The organism is Roseomonas populi (assembly GCF_024594815.1).
Classification (GTDB): domain Bacteria; phylum Pseudomonadota; class Alphaproteobacteria; order Acetobacterales; family Acetobacteraceae; genus Roseomonas; species Roseomonas populi.
The window spans coordinates 367450-383411 of sequence record NZ_JANJOU010000003.1; the positions used below are offsets into that span (position 1 = coordinate 367450).

Annotated in this window: 27 protein-coding genes; 17 read left to right on the forward strand and 10 right to left on the reverse strand. The window is 69.7% G+C overall.

The genetic code is table 11. The features are described 5' to 3' along the window. Positions 1–2: 2 nt before the first annotated feature. Together NRP21_RS07045 and NRP21_RS07050 are read right to left on the reverse strand one after the other, a co-directional pair. Positions 3–1991, reverse strand: a complete 1989-nt coding sequence (locus tag NRP21_RS07045; RefSeq protein WP_257715463.1) for a phage terminase large subunit family protein — start codon at positions 1989–1991, stop codon at positions 3–5. Further along, a complete protein-coding gene (locus NRP21_RS07050) occupies positions 1960–2466 on the reverse strand; it encodes a hypothetical protein (protein WP_257715464.1) in 507 nt (168 codons plus the stop codon). The genes NRP21_RS07045 and NRP21_RS07050 overlap by 32 nt, the downstream gene beginning before the upstream one ends. Positions 2467–3026: 560 nt before the next feature. Here NRP21_RS07050 and NRP21_RS07055 point away from each other — a divergent pair. After that, positions 3027–3680 carry a hypothetical protein gene (locus NRP21_RS07055; RefSeq protein ID WP_257715465.1) on the forward strand — a complete coding sequence of 218 codons (654 nt, stop codon included), beginning with the start codon at positions 3027–3029 and terminating at the stop codon, positions 3678–3680. 1 nt (position 3681) lies between these two features. Here NRP21_RS07055 and NRP21_RS07060 read toward each other — a convergent pair whose 3' ends face one another. From NRP21_RS07060 to NRP21_RS07095, 8 genes are all read right to left on the reverse strand, one after another. Continuing rightward, the gene (locus tag NRP21_RS07060) at positions 3682–4227 is read right to left on the reverse strand and encodes a hypothetical protein (RefSeq protein ID WP_257715466.1); all 546 of its coding nucleotides are present in this window, start codon (positions 4225–4227) and stop codon (positions 3682–3684) included. Continuing rightward, positions 4224–5009 (reverse strand): hypothetical protein, encoded by a 786-nt coding sequence (locus NRP21_RS07065; protein WP_257715467.1) that lies wholly within the window; start codon positions 5007–5009, stop codon positions 4224–4226. The genes NRP21_RS07060 and NRP21_RS07065 overlap by 4 nt, the downstream gene beginning before the upstream one ends. Then, the gene (locus NRP21_RS07070) at positions 5006–5836 is read right to left on the reverse strand and encodes a hypothetical protein (protein ID WP_257715468.1); all 831 of its coding nucleotides are present in this window, start codon (positions 5834–5836) and stop codon (positions 5006–5008) included. Before NRP21_RS07070 ends, NRP21_RS07065 begins: the two co-directional genes overlap by 4 nt. Beyond that, positions 5836–6201, reverse strand: coding sequence for a PDDEXK family nuclease (locus tag NRP21_RS07075; RefSeq protein ID WP_257715469.1), 366 nt, complete (start codon positions 6199–6201; stop codon positions 5836–5838). Before NRP21_RS07075 ends, NRP21_RS07070 begins: the two co-directional genes overlap by 1 nt. Positions 6202–6278: 77 nt before the next feature. Further along, the gene (locus NRP21_RS07080; protein ID WP_257715470.1) at positions 6279–6761 is read right to left on the reverse strand and encodes a phage regulatory CII family protein; all 483 of its coding nucleotides are present in this window, start codon (positions 6759–6761) and stop codon (positions 6279–6281) included. Further along, entirely contained in the window at positions 6758–6961 is a 204-nt protein-coding gene (locus NRP21_RS07085) for a hypothetical protein (protein ID WP_257715471.1), read from the reverse strand. Before NRP21_RS07085 ends, NRP21_RS07080 begins: the two co-directional genes overlap by 4 nt. Then, entirely contained in the window at positions 6962–7369 is a 408-nt protein-coding gene (locus NRP21_RS07090) for a hypothetical protein (protein WP_257715472.1), read from the reverse strand. Beyond that, the gene (locus NRP21_RS07095) at positions 7369–7755 is read right to left on the reverse strand and encodes a hypothetical protein (RefSeq protein ID WP_257715473.1); all 387 of its coding nucleotides are present in this window, start codon (positions 7753–7755) and stop codon (positions 7369–7371) included. The genes NRP21_RS07090 and NRP21_RS07095 overlap by 1 nt, the downstream gene beginning before the upstream one ends. An 83-nt stretch (positions 7756–7838) precedes the next feature. Between NRP21_RS07095 and NRP21_RS07100 the strand changes: the two genes are divergently transcribed. The 16 genes from NRP21_RS07100 (at position 7839) to NRP21_RS07175 (ending at position 15959) form a co-directional block, all read left to right on the forward strand. Next, positions 7839–8204, forward strand: a complete 366-nt coding sequence (locus NRP21_RS07100; protein ID WP_257715474.1) for a helix-turn-helix domain-containing protein — start codon at positions 7839–7841, stop codon at positions 8202–8204. A gap of 235 nt (positions 8205–8439) precedes the next feature. Further along, complete coding sequence (locus NRP21_RS07105) at positions 8440–8949, forward strand: hypothetical protein (RefSeq protein WP_257715475.1); 510 nt, start codon at positions 8440–8442, stop codon at positions 8947–8949. Between the two features lie 3 nt (positions 8950–8952). Next, a complete protein-coding gene (locus tag NRP21_RS07110) occupies positions 8953–9333 on the forward strand; it encodes a MarR family winged helix-turn-helix transcriptional regulator (RefSeq protein WP_257715476.1) in 381 nt (126 codons plus the stop codon). Positions 9334–9336: 3 nt separating this feature from the next. Then, positions 9337–9558, forward strand: coding sequence for a hypothetical protein (locus tag NRP21_RS07115; protein ID WP_257715477.1), 222 nt, complete (start codon positions 9337–9339; stop codon positions 9556–9558). Continuing rightward, positions 9558–9941 (forward strand): hypothetical protein, encoded by a 384-nt coding sequence (locus NRP21_RS07120; RefSeq protein WP_257715478.1) that lies wholly within the window; start codon positions 9558–9560, stop codon positions 9939–9941. The genes NRP21_RS07115 and NRP21_RS07120 overlap by 1 nt, the downstream gene beginning before the upstream one ends. After that, the gene (locus NRP21_RS07125; RefSeq protein WP_257715479.1) at positions 9938–10438 is read left to right on the forward strand and encodes a hypothetical protein; all 501 of its coding nucleotides are present in this window, start codon (positions 9938–9940) and stop codon (positions 10436–10438) included. Before NRP21_RS07120 ends, NRP21_RS07125 begins: the two co-directional genes overlap by 4 nt. Beyond that, on the forward strand, positions 10431–11642 hold the full coding sequence (gene dnaN / locus NRP21_RS07130; RefSeq protein WP_257715480.1) for a DNA polymerase III subunit beta: 1212 nt from the start codon (positions 10431–10433) through the stop codon (positions 11640–11642). Before NRP21_RS07125 ends, dnaN begins: the two co-directional genes overlap by 8 nt. A 5-nt stretch (positions 11643–11647) precedes the next feature. Then, on the forward strand, positions 11648–11974 hold the full coding sequence (locus NRP21_RS07135; RefSeq protein WP_257715481.1) for a hypothetical protein: 327 nt from the start codon (positions 11648–11650) through the stop codon (positions 11972–11974). After that, the gene (locus tag NRP21_RS07140; protein WP_257715482.1) at positions 11971–12099 is read left to right on the forward strand and encodes a hypothetical protein; all 129 of its coding nucleotides are present in this window, start codon (positions 11971–11973) and stop codon (positions 12097–12099) included. Before NRP21_RS07135 ends, NRP21_RS07140 begins: the two co-directional genes overlap by 4 nt. Then, on the forward strand, positions 12096–13550 hold the full coding sequence (locus NRP21_RS07145; RefSeq protein ID WP_257715483.1) for a DNA cytosine methyltransferase: 1455 nt from the start codon (positions 12096–12098) through the stop codon (positions 13548–13550). The genes NRP21_RS07140 and NRP21_RS07145 overlap by 4 nt, the downstream gene beginning before the upstream one ends. After that, positions 13550–13783: a hypothetical protein gene (locus NRP21_RS07150; protein WP_257715484.1), complete on the forward strand. Its 234-nt coding sequence runs from the start codon at positions 13550–13552 to the stop codon at positions 13781–13783. The genes NRP21_RS07145 and NRP21_RS07150 overlap by 1 nt, the downstream gene beginning before the upstream one ends. Further along, positions 13780–14322, forward strand: a complete 543-nt coding sequence (locus tag NRP21_RS07155) for a hypothetical protein (protein ID WP_257715485.1) — start codon at positions 13780–13782, stop codon at positions 14320–14322. The genes NRP21_RS07150 and NRP21_RS07155 overlap by 4 nt, the downstream gene beginning before the upstream one ends. Further along, positions 14319–14732, forward strand: a complete 414-nt coding sequence (locus tag NRP21_RS07160) for a hypothetical protein (protein WP_257715486.1) — start codon at positions 14319–14321, stop codon at positions 14730–14732. Before NRP21_RS07155 ends, NRP21_RS07160 begins: the two co-directional genes overlap by 4 nt. Continuing rightward, entirely contained in the window at positions 14729–15157 is a 429-nt protein-coding gene (locus tag NRP21_RS07165; protein ID WP_257715487.1) for a hypothetical protein, read from the forward strand. Before NRP21_RS07160 ends, NRP21_RS07165 begins: the two co-directional genes overlap by 4 nt. Continuing rightward, a complete protein-coding gene (locus NRP21_RS07170; RefSeq protein ID WP_257715488.1) occupies positions 15157–15627 on the forward strand; it encodes a hypothetical protein in 471 nt (156 codons plus the stop codon). The genes NRP21_RS07165 and NRP21_RS07170 overlap by 1 nt, the downstream gene beginning before the upstream one ends. Further along, positions 15624–15959: a helix-turn-helix transcriptional regulator gene (locus tag NRP21_RS07175; protein WP_257715489.1), complete on the forward strand. Its 336-nt coding sequence runs from the start codon at positions 15624–15626 to the stop codon at positions 15957–15959. The genes NRP21_RS07170 and NRP21_RS07175 overlap by 4 nt, the downstream gene beginning before the upstream one ends. Positions 15960–15962: the final 3 nt, after the last annotated feature.

Below are 15962 nucleotides of genomic sequence, written 5' to 3' on the forward strand. Positions count from 1 at the left end.
GCTCATCTCCCTCCGCCGAAGTAGCCGCGCCGCGGCCCGTTGAACCAACCTCCACCCTGTCGGCGCCCCTCTCGGGCGGCCGGTGGCGGTGGCGTCTCTGCTTCCTGCGCGCCGGGTGGCGCCGTGGTGCCGCGCCGGGGTGGTGGGGGTGGTTCCTCGCCGTCCCACGCCTCGCGCAGTTCCCGCCACTTGCTGTCCGTCCAGCGGTCGGCGCCGATCGCGGTCATCATCGCCCGAGCGTACTTCCAGCCGTCGAGCGCCTCGTCCGGGTGGACCTTTTTCCACTCGCCGCTCTTCTCCAGCCACTCCAGGCCGACGAGCTGCTTGCAGAACTCCTCCGTGGCGAGCCCATTCAAGTCCACGTAGCCGGGCGGCGGTACCACCCCCTGCTCCGCGTCCTCTTCGGTCGGCGCGTCCAGGTTCAGGAGCCCGTAGAGCTCCTGGGTCAGGATCGTGCCGCCCACCATACCGATGCGCTGGCCGCGCTTGCGCTTGCCGCCCCGCGGGCCGGGGTCACGGCTGTCCGACCAGGCGAAGACCGGCGCGTGGTGATTGCTCGCGCCCTTGACCGGGATCACCAGCCCTGGGTGCTTGCGCGCCCAGGCCAGGACGTGGGTGGTGGCGAAGCCGATGTCCGCGCCAACACGAGACAGGCGCATCTCAGCGCCGCCCGCGCGGCGCCAGGCGCCGGTGATGATCTTGCTCACGTCCTCCCAGGTGGCTGGAAGGAACGGGTTCCCGGGCACCACGCGGTGGTCCACCAGGAAGGAGCGCTTGTCCGGCGCCCAACCCCAGATGAACACCTCGATGCGGTTGCCCTGCACGTCGATGCCGCCCGTCAGCAGCAGCGCGTCGCGCGGCACGAGGCCGGGCTGACGCTGCGATCGGCGATCGTAGAGGCGGCGCCATTGCGGCGCGTCGCCCTTCACCTTCCAGGTCTCACCGAGCACCTGGTTCACGAAGGGCATCAGCAGCAACGGGTCCTTGCGGGCCGCGAGGAACTCCCGCGCCAGCTCCAGCCAGGCGGCACCCTCGAACTGGCTGTAGCCGGACCAGATGTGGAAGGACCGGTGCCGGGGGCCGTTCTGCGGGGCGTGGGCGCGCCACTCACCCCGCTCGTCCATCCAGGCCTTCCAGTCCTCCTCGATCTCACAGGCCGCCTCACCCGCGCAGCGATAGTAGGCGCGGGTCGGGTTCTCGCGCGGCTCCCAGCGGATGCCCGGCCCCGTGCCGTCACCGAACACCAGCACCTGCATGTGCCCGCAGTGGGGACAGGGCACGTAGCGGTGCTCCTGCGTCCCCTCCTGGAACAGCTTCTCGACACGACTGGCGCCGGCGACCGTCGGCGTGGAGCCGGCAGCCTTCAGCGGATCATCCGACGTCAGGCAGCGCTTGAACGCCAGCGCTGCCTGGTCGCCCTCGCGCCCCGCCGTGGGCGGGTAGCCGTCAGGCTCCTCCAGCAGCACCTTGTCGGCGGTGACCCGCCGGAATTCCTTGGGGCTGTTCGCCCCCTTGATCTGCACCCACCCGCCCGGAAAGCGCTTGGCCCGGAGCTTGTTGTCCGGGTGCCGCGGCTTGAACACCACCCGCTCGCGCACCGCCGGCCATTGCAGCACCGGCTCCAGGTCGTCCTTGGAGTAGGTCTCGGCGTCATCGATCGTCGGCTGGTAGATCAGCAGCCGGGTGGGCGCCTGGTGGATGCAGTAGGCGACGTAGTTCTGGACGATCTGCGAGTAGCCGATGCGGCTGCTCTTCATGACCGTGATCTGGCGCACCGCCGGATCGGTGAAGGCGTCGGCGATCCCGTTCTGGAATGGGAAGGCCCGGTAGCGCTTGCCGCTTTCCAACCGCGCGTGCTGGGCGGACCACTCCGACAGGCTCAGCCGCTTGCGCGGCTTCCACGTCTCGAACCACCGGGCGACCTGGGCGGCAACGACCGCCCCCTCGACCGGGAAGGGCTCAGACGTCGGTGGGTTCGTCGGGCTCTTCACCCCCATCCGCGTCCTCGCCGATCAGCGCCTCCACCCGCGTGGCGCTCAGGTCCTCCATGGCATCCTCGATCGCGGTGGCCACCCGCTCGCGCAGCCCGGCATCGGCCTTGGCCACGATGGCCGGCACCTTTGCCAGCCGCGACTTGCTCAGCTCGATCAGCCCGACCACCGCCAGCGTCACGGCCGAGACCGGCACGAGTTCGCCGCGGTCCTGGGCGTTCCTCGCCGCGATGCGGTCTGCCTGCTCCTTCGCGAGCCGGGCGCGCTGCTGGACGAGGTCCAGGTCCTCGGCATCGGCGGCATCCGACCGGCGCCCCGCTGCCTGCTCGCGCAGGTGGCGGATGTAGGCCAGCCGGTGAGCGTCGAGGTCAGCCTTGCCGCGCGCGGCGGCGGGGAACACGCCCTTCGTCCGCAGCTCGCGCACCGTGCGGTCGCTGATGTCGAGGTGCGCCGCGATCTCGGTGTCCGTCGCCATGAACCGGAACCCCCTCGCGCTGCCGTCGCACGATCCGGAACCCCTCCCGGCGTCGCTGAACGAGAAAAGGGCCTCCGGACGCACCGGAAGCCCCGCATTCATTGGTTCCGGCGCCAACCGGAACCGGAACCCCCTACCGAATTGCTTCGCCTAGCGATGCAACACGCTCTGCCCCACCGTAATTCCCCCGGACCGGGGAAGGACCCAACGGGGTGGGGGTGCTATACCCCACCGGCACGGTCCTGCGGTCGTTCAGGACGTATGCCGATGGACGGCGCTTCGGCGCTGGGCATGAGGCTCGGCAGGCCGTGTACCCAACCGGTCAGGCATGAATGCCAGGGCGGCGCGCTTCGGCTTTGCCATCGAGCCTTCGCCTTGAAGTGAAGGAGGCCAGAAATGGAAAGCCCCGCGCAGCGAGGCTGGCGGGGCTTCGGTCGCACTTATGGCGATGCAAGCAATCTAATCAGTTCGAAGCCTTCGTCAAGGCCCACCTAAGTGGCTATGGCCTTCGCCCCGAACCGAAGAGAAGATTGGGGGTGCAGTGATTGCGATGAGTGAACATGAACAAATCCCCCGGCACCTCCCTCTCCAGATCGATTGGGAGCGACAGCCTCAAGGATGTCTTGGCTACCAGTGGTGATATCGGTCTCAACGCCGCGGTGGATTCAGGTGCTCTAGATGGCGTCCCCGTTCTGAACGTGTTGACGGGCCTTTACAAGGCCCAGCGCGATGTGCGGCAGGTCCTGTATCAGCGCAAGATCGCTCGATTCTTAAAGGGCCTGGATTCGACGTCCGCTGCAGAAAGAGAGAAGTTCACGAATGATTTGGAGAAAAGCGGGAAGCTCGAGGAGTTTGGAGAAACTATACTTGAGCTGATCGACAAGAGCGATGAGGTCAGGAAGCCTCGCATTGTCGGCCGGATAATGGCCGCACATATCAGCGGGAGTATTTCCTATGAGCAGGCAATACGCGTTTCAACGATGATCAACCGCGTGTTTCTAGACGATTTGAACTTCCTGGCCAACTTTGTCTGGGGATTCCCATCCGACTTTGATCGGGAAATCGCTGCTTCACTAGCTGCCGCCGGCTTTTTGAGGTCGGACGGCACGGATCTCGGCGGCATCGGCGGCAGCTTATCGTCATCCAAAATCCGATATCGCCGAACGCGATACGGCGACATCGTCGTTGAATATGGCCTGGAATGGCAGAGCTGATCTACTTCACCCGCCACCAATCGGCGAGGAAGAGCAGCGCCTCGCGCACCATCCACGCCCGGCTCTGCGGTGACGGCTCGGCATAGATGATCACCATTCGCACCGCATTGGCGTGCTGCATGCTGCACTGGCGCTCCACCTGCGCCATCGCCTCCGAGTAGGCTTTGAAGGCGACGTGGGCAGCCTCCTCTTCCTCCTGGCTGAGCGTGCCGCCGCCCTTGCCGCCGCCAGGGTAACCGCCCGGCACGTCGATGCCCGGCACCGCGGCCTTCCACAGCGCGCCAAGCCTGGCCGCAGCCGCGCGCTGGCGGCGGCACCAGCCGTCGCCATAGCCATCCTCTCTGCGGAGAGGCTGATCCTCCACCCGCCCCATCGGGCGCGTGAATCGCCCAGTCACGTCCGCCGCGAGCGCAGTCAGGTAGAGCTCGTCCCGCTTCTCGTCGCTCATGACATAGGCGCCGCCGGCGGTGACGGTCCCCGCCGCCATGGTCAGACCCAACTCCCCGCCGCTCACTAGCGGCTTGGGCGCTTCCCTGTCGTAGCTCACCCCATCCCCCCTGCTGCGGTGACACCGTGCTTCTGCTCCAGCACCCGCAGCCGCATCGCCGCCATCGGCGCCATGGGTCCGCCCTGCGCCACGATCTTCCGGTACTCCACCGCCAGCAGCGCCGGCGCGACGAAACGGGGCGAGACGGGCCGCCCCTCCGATCCCGCCTCGAGGTCCTGGCGCTGCGCCGCCATGTTCGCCCGCCAGGCCGTCAACGTGGCCGCCACCGCAGCCACCTCGCCCTGAGGGCGCGGCGCGCGGCCGCTCGGCGCCGGCTCGGCGGGCAGCGGGGGCGCGGCGATGCGCTCCAGCGCGGCGATGCGGTCCCGGATGCTGCGCTCGATCGGCTCCAGCACGGCCAGCACGTCGCCGGCGGCGGGGAAGAAGCGGGTCTCGGCGTAGAGGGCACGACGGCTCTCATCGGTGAAGCACCCGGCCGGCAGGTGCCCGCAGTCCTGCGCGATAGCGCCGAACCGCATGGCGAAGGTGTCCTGATCCTGCGGATTGCGGCATCCGCGATTCACGCCCCCAAGCCACATCGCGAGCCGCTCACGGGTCACTGGCGCGAGAAGGGCGCGGAACTGCTCGGCCGCCCACTCGGCCTCCTCCCGCTGCGCCGTGCTGACGCTGCGGGGGTCGAAGTGCCGCAGGGCGCGGGCCTCGCGGTCCGGATCGGTCAGCCTGGCAACATCCAGCGCGAGGCTGCGGCTCATCGGCGGTTCGCGCAGCTCGGCACTCGACACCAGACGGGCGTCGGCCTGGACGGGAGTGAGAGCGTTCATCCGTTGACCACCTTCTCGAAAGCACCAGGGTCGAGCATCCAGGCGAGGTTGCTGGGCTTGCTTGGCCCGGGCGGGCCGGCCCCCGTCCCGGACACGCCGCGGCGGCGCCCAGCGACCTCGCGGCATCGGTTGTGGAAGGTGGCGGACCAGTCGAGCTTCGTGGCCTTCGTGCCAGGCAGCGCGCACCAGTAGTCGCGGAACTCCGCCGCCACCGCGTCAGGGTCGAGGCCCAGGCTGCGGGCGAACGCTCGATCGTCCTCGCTGGGCTGCCAGTTCGTCGGGAGGCGCGTGCCGCGCGCCGCGCCGACCGAGCGAAGCGAGGTCTCCTCTTCCCTCCTACCTCCTTCCTCCTTCCTCTGCGGAGGATTTCCCCGATCGGTCGGCGACGTGTCGGCGACTGGTCGCCGATCCGGCTCCGACGCGAAGGCGACAGGTGGCGGAGCGGTCGAAGGCCCGTCGTCGGCGGCCGGCTGATCGGTCACCGACAGGCCAACGAACGCCCGCAAATCGTCGGGGAGCGGGTGGACAGCCTTCGGCTTCTCGGGGCGCTGCCACTTCCGGAAGTTGCGGATCGCTCCGTACTTCCTCCCCGACACGTCGAACTGCCGGACCTGACCGCTCTCCGACAGCTCGGCGAGCAGGGCGGGCATGTCCACCGCGTCGGCGGGAAAGATCTGCATCTTCAGCCCGAGCGGCTTCCACTCGAACACGCCCTGGTCGTCCGCCACGTTGCGGAGGGCAATGGAGAGGAGGCGCGCCAGCGGTGAGCACGAGACGAAGTCCTCGTCCGTCCACTGGCCGGGGTGCATGCTGCGGATACGGGCCATCAGAGGTGGACCTTTCGGAGCGGAACGCCCTCCCCGCGCAGGAAAGCCTCCACGCCCTCGATGGTGGATGCGATCTCGACCGCGTGGCCGATCTCGCGCATCTCGCGGTGGAGGTTCAGCTGCTCGGACGAAGGCGTGCCAAAGCGCGGCCGCTTCATCTCCACCCAGACCGTCCGCCCGCCGGGCAGCAGGATCGCGAGATCCGGGAAGCCATCCAGCACGCCATCGGCCTTGCGGGCCGCGAAGTAGCGGGCCTTCCGCTCGCTGGACCAGTTCGGGTCCACCGCGGATTCGTTCGCCACGTGGTGAACCTTGGAGCCGGGCGGCAGGGTCAGGGCGAGCCACTCCAGCACGGAGCGCTGCACCTGGCGTTCCTTCGGCGTCAGGGCCCGCGCCACCGCGCGGCCGGCAGCCTTCGGCAAAGAGTGAAGGGTTGGGCAGGTCACCGGGGCGATCCCTCGCCGGCTAGGCGCGCCGCACGAATCGCCGCAGCGCCCTCACCGGCCACTCGCTGCACGTCCAGCATTTCGGCCTCGAGGCGCGCAGTGTCCTCCGCGCAGAGGTGCCCATCCGCCAAGCCCAGGGCGGCGGCCTGGACGACCTCGGCTGCCTCCTTCGCCACCGCCGCGACGTGCTGCATCGCCTCGCCGCTGCCCATCGTGGAGAGGCGCTCGATGCGATAGCCGCAGCGCCGTGCCACCTCCTCCAGCAGCTGCGGGTTGCCGGTCGCCTCGGTGAGGCAGATCAGCACGTCCAGCGGCATGAACTGGTCGTTGTTCAGGCTCTGGTAGGCGCCGAACTGCGTCTTGCCGACGCGGATCCCGTGGCAGGCCGCCGAGGCCTCCACACCGCCGGCATCCGCGATCAGGCCGCGGCTGAGGTGCTTCAGCTTCTTCTCAAGGTCAGAGAGCGGGCGGTCGCTCATGCGGAAGGGTTCCGTGTGACAGCGGTGCTGACGTGGGGGAGGCTGTCCGCATGCGATGCATTCGAGACAACCAGGGCGCCGGCGGCGCGGCAGGAGGCGGGCGGGATCATCGCCGTGCCCGGCGGCAGGCCGATCTGCGTGAGCAGCCGGTCCATGGCGTCGGGCCAGCGGTCCGGTCGGCCGTACTCGGCTGCGGTCATTCAGGCGGCCTCCTTGCCGGGGGTTGGACGTGCTCGCGGCGCCAGGTCGGGACCGCGACGCTTGGTGAGGAAGAACGAGGTGTTGCGCTCGCCGCGCAGCGCGGCCGCGGCGTGCTCCCGCAGAGCGTTCGGATCGACGCCGGCGGCATCGGCCACCAGCTCGCGAGCCTCTGCCCAGCGACCGGCACGGTCCGTGAGGAAGCGGATCGCCTCGTCCTGGCCCGCAGCGGGAGGTGCGTCGCCAGGAAGCCTGCCCGAGGCGGAACGAACCTGACCTCGGATCGCGTCCTGGATCGCCACGGCCAGCACAGCTGCCCAGAGAGCGCGGCAGCCGTCCCCGGCGACCACGCCGACGCCAGCCAGGCCGTAGAGGCCGCCCTCCATCGAGGGCATGGGCTTGGCGGGCATCAGCCCAGGACCGAAGCGATCGCTGCCTTGGCCGCCCAGATCGTGCCCCAGCCCGCCGCACTCATGACGGCGAAGCCCGCCTGCGCGATGCAGCACGGCACCCGGCCTTTTTGCTCAGATGCATTCGCGGCGAGTTCGCGATCCAGCGCAGCCTCGTCTAACTCAACCGAGGGCGCCGATCCCTCAATCTCCACCGGGGAGCTGAACGCAGCCGCGAGGTCGGGCCGCAGATCCGAGGCCGGGATACCCGTCTCTCTGGCCACGGCCTGGAGATACTTGCTGGGCACCTCCCTCCACATGGCGACGGCGGCTCGACTGAGGCCGAGCCTCGCCGCCACCCGGGCCATCAGGCCGCGCTTCGATCGGAGAAGGGTCATGCCGGACATGCGCTATGCTTAGCGCCACTGAGCAAGCAGCTTCAAGGCCTTTGTTCAGTGTGACTGAGCAAATGTCCTGGCAGGTTCCCACTATGGAACTGAGCGACTTTGTTAGGACTGAAAGGATAAAGAAGGGCTGGACCCAGCGGGTCCTAGCCAAGACCCTCGGCGTGTCTCCCAGCGCGGTCGCTCAGTGGGAACTCGGCACAACCAAGCCCAGCCCGGCCAACCTTATCGACCTTTGCAACGTGTTCGGCGTTTCGGCGCAGTCCTTCTTCGCGCCTGGGGCGCCCTACCATGGCCACGTTGTCCAAGACCCCGAAGAGCTCGCCTTGCTGGCGGACTGGCGGCGGCTTACTGGCCCGGAGCGCACGCTCTTTCGCCGCATGCTGAAAGGCGCCCTCCCCGCCGTTAACAGTGATGTGGACCAGCCGGAGCCTGCGCGGGAACGCAACTAGCTTACTGGTCGGCTCCAACTCCCCCACCTTCAACGCCACCTCCGAGAATCGCCGCCACCTCGGGCATTGTGCTTAGAACGAAAAGGGAACACCACAAGTTTTCTAGGATCGTGGTCACGCCTCACGTCGCCGCTCGGTAACGTCGGCGCGAAATTCTGCTCAGTGTCTCTTAACTTTCTGCTTGCGTCAGCGCCGCTGCTCAGCATAACTGAGCAGGCAAAGACGGAGCCTGTTGATGCACATCACCCCTTCCTCTGCTTGGCGTTCCGCCCTCCTCCGCGTCGTCCAAGTTGATGACAGTGGCGCCGAGATAGCCGGTCCGGTCACCATCGATGCCGGCACCTACGCCGACGCCCACGCCGGCTCAATCGCCACGAGCGTGATTCGCGGGCTGATCGCCGGCATTCACCCCTTCATCTCAGTCGGTGGCGGTGTGCTGCCGATTCAGCGGGTGAGCCTAGCGCCCTCCGCTGCGCCGGACTGCTGCGCGGCCGCCTCCTTCGCCAGCGTCGGGCAGGAGCCGCAGATCACTCTGCCGCGCTGGCTCGCCGTCGAGGCTGTGAACCACCTCTGCACCCTCCGCGAGGATGCGGAAGTGAAGGTTCACATCGCGGCCCAGCGCCGAGAGGAAGCCGTCGCGGAGGTGGCCGAGGCGCAGGACGCCCTCGCCCTCGCCAATGAGCGCCGGAACGAACTGCAGACCGTCCGGGACCGCCTCATGGCACACCTGCAGGCGGGAGCCTGAGCGATGGCCGCCGTCCCCGCCACAGACTTCGGCCGCCAGCCTCTGGCCCGCCCAGCACCGCGCCCCCTCGCTGTGCCCAGAGCCTCCCGCGCCGCGGCCTTCTTCACCTCGTTGGTCGCGCCCGGTGCGGAGCAGCTCTCCATCCGGCAGGCCGCGATCCTCTGCCATGTCGTGGCCGCGCCTGGCTCGCTGACCGGCCGGGATGTCGGGGCGGCCGTTGGCGTCGGGCACGCCACGGTGACGCGCGCCTTCGACCAGCTCGAGCGCATGGGCCTCGCGGAGCGCCGTCCGCATCCGAAGGATCAAAGGAAGATCGTCGCCGAGCCCACACCGACCGGCTGCGCATGGGTGGCGATCGCTCTTGCCGCGATCGGGAGGGCCTGATCCATGGCCATCGCCCACGGCCCCACCCTCCGCGCCACCGCCATTGACGGCCGCGAGCAGGGCTCCATCGCCTTCGGCAGCGCCCGCGACTGGCGGTCCACGCTCTCGGATGAGGAGGTGGCCCGCGCCTCCGCCGGTGGCCGCTCCTACTTCGAGGACCGGGGCAGCACCTGGCGGCTGGAGCTCCACCGCGCCGCCCAGCCCGCCGCCCAGAGGGCAGCTTGATGCAGCGCACGCCGTGGCCCCGCGGGGCCCTGATCATCGCCGGCCTCTCCGTCAGCTTCTGGCTCATCGCGGGCGGCATCTACGCCGCCGCGCGCGGCGACACGCTGCCGGCCACCTCCGCCTCCGAGACCCTGGAGACCATTGCCATGGCAGCTCAGCGCCCGGGCCGCGACCCCGCCGCCATGCTCGCCAGCATCGCCGAGACGCTCGGCACCACCGCCCCGCTCTCCGACCAGGGCCGCCTGCAGCTCGGCGCCGCGCTGGCCGACTTCGCGAAGATCCGCGGCGGCCTCCTGCCCTTCGCCGATCAGCAGCACGCCTCGGCGCTCTTCATCAACCGCCTCGCCGCGCATGGCCTGGTGCTGCGGGAGGCGGGCCGGTGAGCGGCGGCCGGCTCCGGAAGGCCTGGAGGCTGACCACGGTAGACGACAAGCCTTGGTCGCAGGGGCAGATCATCTACGCCCCCACCCGCTCGAAGGCGCGGGCGCAGCAACTCTCGGGCGCGCTGGAATGCGGCTGGGACGCTCGCAGTTTCTTCCGGCACATCCGCGTGCGCCGCGCGCCTGAGTGCGACGTGCGCCTGCCGTCGCGGCATCCGGTGGCGGATACGCTCACCCCGGACCAGCTCGACACGGTGCTGCACGCCTACGGCGGCACGGGCCGAAAGGCGGGCTACCGGGACCACTTCTGCACCCACCCCGGCGACCTGGACCTGCTGCGCCTCGCATGGGTGGAGGGGCTGTTCAAGGGGCCGTTCTCCAGCAGCGCGTTCGGCGAACGCTACGCCGACGGCACGCCCGAGCAGGCCTTCTTCTACCTCACCGACCGCGGGAAGGCGGTCGCCCTCTCCTGCCAACCGGAGTATCCGACACATGCCTGATGGGACGATCCATGCCGAGGGCATGGCCGCTGAGGAGACGCGCGTCTCCACCGCGGCGCAGTCCGGTGCCGTGGTGCTGGCCGGTCACCTTCTCGCCGCGGCGAAGGTGGCGCGCGCCGCCACCATGAGGAAGGGCACGATCCCCGTGCTGACCCACCTCCGGGTGGAGGCGGACGGCGGCTCGGTCCGGATCCAGGGCACCGACATGGAGCGGCACGCCGCCACCGCGGCGCCGGCCCAGGGCAGCCTGCCGCCCACGACCGTCTCGGCCTCCGTGCTGGTGGACCTCCTCTCGCGGCTGCCCGCCGAGGCCGAGGTGCAACTGGAGCAGCGCGGGGCGGACAAGGAGTTGGGGCGGCTGGTGCTGCGGGCACCGAGGCTGACTGTCCGGGCGCTTGCCTACCCGCCTGAAGACTTCCCCGCGGCGCAGGACTGGAAGGTGAGGTCCACCTTCTCGATACCAGTGCCGTCGCTGCGCCGGCTCTTCACGCTGCCCGCGCACGCCATCAGCACCGAGGAGACGCGCTTCTACCTCAACGGGCTCTACCTCCACATCGCCACCGCGCCCGAGGTGAGGCTCTGCACCGTTGCGACGGACGGACACCGCCTCGCGCTGGCGGAGGAGCCGTTGCCGTCCGGGGCCGAGGAGATGCCCAGCATCATCGTGCCGCGCCACACGGTGGCGATGATCCGCGGCCTTCTGACCCAGCGCGCCACCGGGCATGTGCGGGTCGAGGTCTCCGATCAGGCGATCCGGTTCAGCACCCCGGCCTGGACCGTCACGTCGAAGGCCATCGATGGCACCTTCCCGGACTGGCAGCGGGTGGTTCCGCACATCGACCAGGCCCGCCACCGCCTGAAGGTGCCGGACCCGCGCGGCTTCATCCGCCTGCTCGAGGCGGCCGGCTGCATCGCTACCGAGCGCTCCCGCCCCGTGCGGTTCGAGCGCCGCCGGAAGGACGCCACGGTCTGGGTCACGATGCGGAGCCCGGACGAGGGCGAGGCCGAGCTGCAGATCCCCCACGATGTGGCGTCCTGGGACGGCGACGGCGTGGAGACCGAGGTCGGCTTCCAGCTCCGCTACCTGCGCGACCTGGCCCAGGCCGTGCCGGGCGGGCTGACCTTCCACATCCAGGACGGCTCCGCGCCGATGCGCGCCGAGTTCCCGGCCGGCCTGGGCGTCCTCATGCCGATGAGGGTCTGAACGCCATGGATCAGCTGCCGCTGGACCTGCTCACCGGGTCCGAGGACATGGTGACCGCCTCCCGCCCATGGCCGGAGGAGTGCACGCCCGCGCTGCGGCGGGTGCTGGAGAAGGCGCGGTCGTGCGGCTGTGTGCGCCGCGCCGGGATCTACGCGGACCGGCCGCAGGAGGACGCCGCCAAGGAGCCGGGCTTCGACTGGCAGACGCCGATCGACCGCTGCGTGGCGCTCGGTTGGCTCAACGCCGGCGAGGCCTTCAACACCTACGTGCTGACGGCGCAGGGCAGCGCGCAGCTGGCCAAGGCCGCCGATGACGTTGGAGGCGCCCCATGAGGCTGGCCGAAGCCCTGGCCTGGATGGGCGCCCTGGCCCTCATCATCGCCGCCCCGCTGATCTTCGGGGCGACCTTCATCCAGCTGCAGGAAGGCGCCCGCGCGCTGCTGCGAGGTGCGCTGTGAGGTTCGGATCCGTCTGTTCCGGCATCGAGGCCGCCTCCGTCGCCTGGGAGCCGCTCGGCTACCGCGCCTCCTTCCTGTCGGAAATCGCGACCTTCCCCCGCGCCGTCCTGGCGCACCACTACCCGCGCGTGCCGCTGCGGGGCGACTTCACGGAGATCCAGGCCGGTGAGCATGCTCCAATCGACCTTCTTGTTGGAGGAACCCCTTGTCAGTCGTTCTCCGTCGCCGGGCTGCGGGGAGGCTTGGCCGACGAGCGCGGAAACCTGGCCCTCGAATATCTGCGACTGGCTGATCGACTGCGCCCCCGCTGGGTGGCGTGGGAGAACGTCCCCGGCGTCCTGTCCAGCGTCAGCCACGCCGCGCCCGATCCGTGTGCGCCGCCGCCACCGCTGGATCTGGGACGCGACGGTGCAGAGCTGGAGACTGAAGACGAGTACGGCGCAGAAGAGCTCCACGCCTTCCACTGCTTCCTCGCCGGACTTTCAGAGCTCGGGTATGGGTTCGCATACCGGGTTCTTGACGCTCAGCACTTCGGCTTGGCCCAGCGACGGGCGCGCGTGTTCGTTGTCGGATATCTTGGAGACTGGCGACGTGCCGCCTCGGTTCTACTTGAGCCCGCGAGCCTGCGCGGGGATCCTGCGCCGCGCCGTGAAGCGGGGGAAAGAACTTCCCCGACCCTTAGCGCTCGCACTTCAGCAGGTGGCGGCCTCGGCACCGACCACGACATCAACGGAGGGCTGATCGGACCGGATATCGCGGCGACCCTGCGCGTGCCGTCTCATGGCGCGACGTGGCGCGGTGATGGCTGCGACAACCTCGTGGCAGCTGACACGGCCCGCTGTCTCACGGCGAAGCGCGGCTACCGCAGCGACGGCGAGAGCGAAACCTTCGTTGCCACCACCTTGAGGGCTTGGGCTGGTAGTCGTGGGGTGGAAAGTGACTACACCGACACACTGATCCCATTCGACACGACGCAGATCACCAGCCCCTTGAACCGCAGCAATCCCAAAGGCGGAGATCCGTGCCATCCACTGGCCGCGGGCATGCACCCGCCCGCCGTCGCCTTCGATATCCACGGCGTACCGGCGGCACGGGGCGCGAGCACGACGGAAGTGCACACCGCATTGCGGGCCCGCCCGCCGGGCACCAGTGAGGCCAGCACCACCACCGTCCTTAACACTGGCGCTGCGATCCGCCGCCTCACCCCACGCGAGTGCGAGCGCCTTCAGGGCTTCCCCGACGACTACACCCGGATCCCCGTCCAGCGCCTCCCATCCGAGCCGCGCGGCAAGCACTTCCGCGACTACCCCGACCACTACGAGCGGAATGCCGACGGCAGCTGGACCCGCTTCGCCGCCGACGGGCCTCGGTATCAGGCGCTCGGCAACTCCATGGCCGTCCCCGTCATGCGGTGGATCGGCGCCCGCATCCAGCAGGAGGACAACCGCTGATGAGCGACACCCTGCCCAGCACCCGCAGCAAGGCCGAGATCCGCGCCGACGAGATCGTGGCCGAGTACGAGGCCTGCACCTCCTTCGAGGACGTGCGGCGGACCATGCGCCGCGCCCAGGAATCGATGGATGCCCTGGCGCAGCTGCCGGACACCCGACACTGGAAGCGCGCCGGCGCTGCCCGGGCCGAAGCCTGGCAGCGGTACGCCCCGACGCCGGAGGTGACGCCATGAGGGGGAATGCCCGCCCGCCGGTGCCGCGGCCGCCAGCGCCGGTCCGCCACCCGGACGTGCCCCAGGTTGTCCGCTGGGACGGCCTGGTCCCGGCCGAGCACCGCGGCGCCTTCGCCCACAAGATCACCTCCCAGTTCGGCAGGCCGATGGCCGCGCGCTGGTGCCCCGACATGATCGCGGCCGCGGGCGGCTACTGGTGGGTGGAGGGGCAGCAGGGCGGCCTCTCGCCCAGCCAGGTCTCCGCCAACGGCTGGGCCTATGGCGGGCCGCTGCTCGATCAGGCCCACCGGGACCTGGACGCACGGGTGGAGCGGGCCGCGCATCGGCTATTCAGCGCGGTGCAGGCGTTCCGTGGGCTGCCGATGCTGAAGGGGCTGATCCGCCTGCGCCGCGCGCCGGAGTTCGCCGCGCTGGCCGATACCTGGGCGGACCTGAAGCTCGCGAAGGATGCCCGCGCCATCGCCGGGCACTCGCCCGTCACCGAGATCGAGACCAGCGCTGCCGGCGCCGGCGAAGAGGGAGCCGCGCCATGTGCATGATCGACATTGGCGAGCGCGCCGACGCCAGCATTAGTCATGCCCGCAAGGCCCGCAAGGCGCATCGCTGCTGCGAATGCTTCCGGAGGATTGCCGCCGGGGAACACTACCACGTCGAGAAAATACTTTTCGACGGACGGTGGGACACCTTCCGCACCTGCTCCCAGTGCCGCGTAGCCCAGCTATGGCTAGCTGAGAACTGCGGCGGCTACGTCTTTGAGTGCGCCCGCGAGGAGATGCTGGAGCACGCGCGCGAGTACAGACCCCTCGCGTTCGGGCTGTACCGCGTGGCCGTGGGCATGCGACGCGGGTGGCGCCGCTTCGGGCGCGACGAGATCATGTCGCCTCCCAAGATGCCCGGCAGCATCGCGAGTGTAGTCGAACCCCGCGCCGCGCTAGGCCGCCACGCATGAGCGCCGCCGAGAGCGATGAACTGCTGCGCCTCGCTGAGCGGGTTGAGGCGCTGACGGGAGCGGACGCGCGCTTGGAGGCGGAGATCGACTGTGCCGTCCGGCACCCTCATCTGCGGCCCGCAGAGCCGACCGACTTCGATGGCCAGTACGGCTACAGCCCCGGCAATATTAAGACCGAGCATGGCTTCCTCATGTCGAGCAACTACACCTCCAGCCTGGACGCCGCGCGATCGCTGCTGCTGCCCGATCACTGGATGAGGGCGGAAGGCGTCGGCGCCGCTTGGTATGTCCTCGTGCATCCGACTTGGGATCACGGCCTCGAGTGGGCGCCGACCTATGCTGCCGAAGCGCAGACGTTGGAACTCGCCCTAACCGCCGCCGCCCTCCGCGCCCGAGCAGGCCAGCGCCGAGAGGGGAGCGGGTGATGGCCGTAGCACTGCATGAGGCTGAGCTCTACGCCCGCCTGGACGCCGCCATCGCGGCCGCCGGGGGCAGCCAGGATGCCTGGGCCCGCGCCGCCGGCCTGCCCGCTTCCTACGTGTCGGAGGTGCGCGGCGGGAAGCGCCCCTTCAGCGCCCGTCTGCTGGCGGCCCTGCGCGTCCGTCGCGTCGTCTCCTTCGAGGACATGGGCGAGGCTGGGGACGCCAGCGCCCCAGGCGCCCTGGTGGCGGCGCTGACCGCGAAAGACCGGCAGACGCTGCTGTGGCTCCGGCAGGACGGCACGCCGCGGAAGAGGACCGAGGCGGATCCGAGCGGGTGGCGGCCGCTGCGGGAGGACCTGAAGCGGCTGCAGGCCATGCGCCTGGCCGTGGACGGGCTGGACGGGTGGACCGCCACCGACGCGGGGCAGGAGACGCGCGCGGCGCTGGTGGAGAAGGAGGGTGACGCCCCATGAGCATGATGGGTGACCCGAGCCGCTTCGCGCCGGCGCCGCCGATGGTGACGCTCGATCGGCTGCTGAAGCTGGAGCAGGTGATCGAGATGACCGGCTTGTCGTGCTCCACCATCTACAAGTGGCAGTCCGAGGGGCGCTTCCCCCGCGCCGTGTTGCTCGGCTCACGTGCCGCGCGCTGGGTACAGTCTGAGATCAGCGCGTGGGTGCACGAGCAGCGGACGGAGGGGAAGCGCGCGTCGATCCGGCCCAAGCCGGACGCGCCCGATCTGTCGACGCCACCGGGTATGCCGCAAGCTCAGCGACGTGGACGCGGCCGCCCACGGAAGGCATGATCC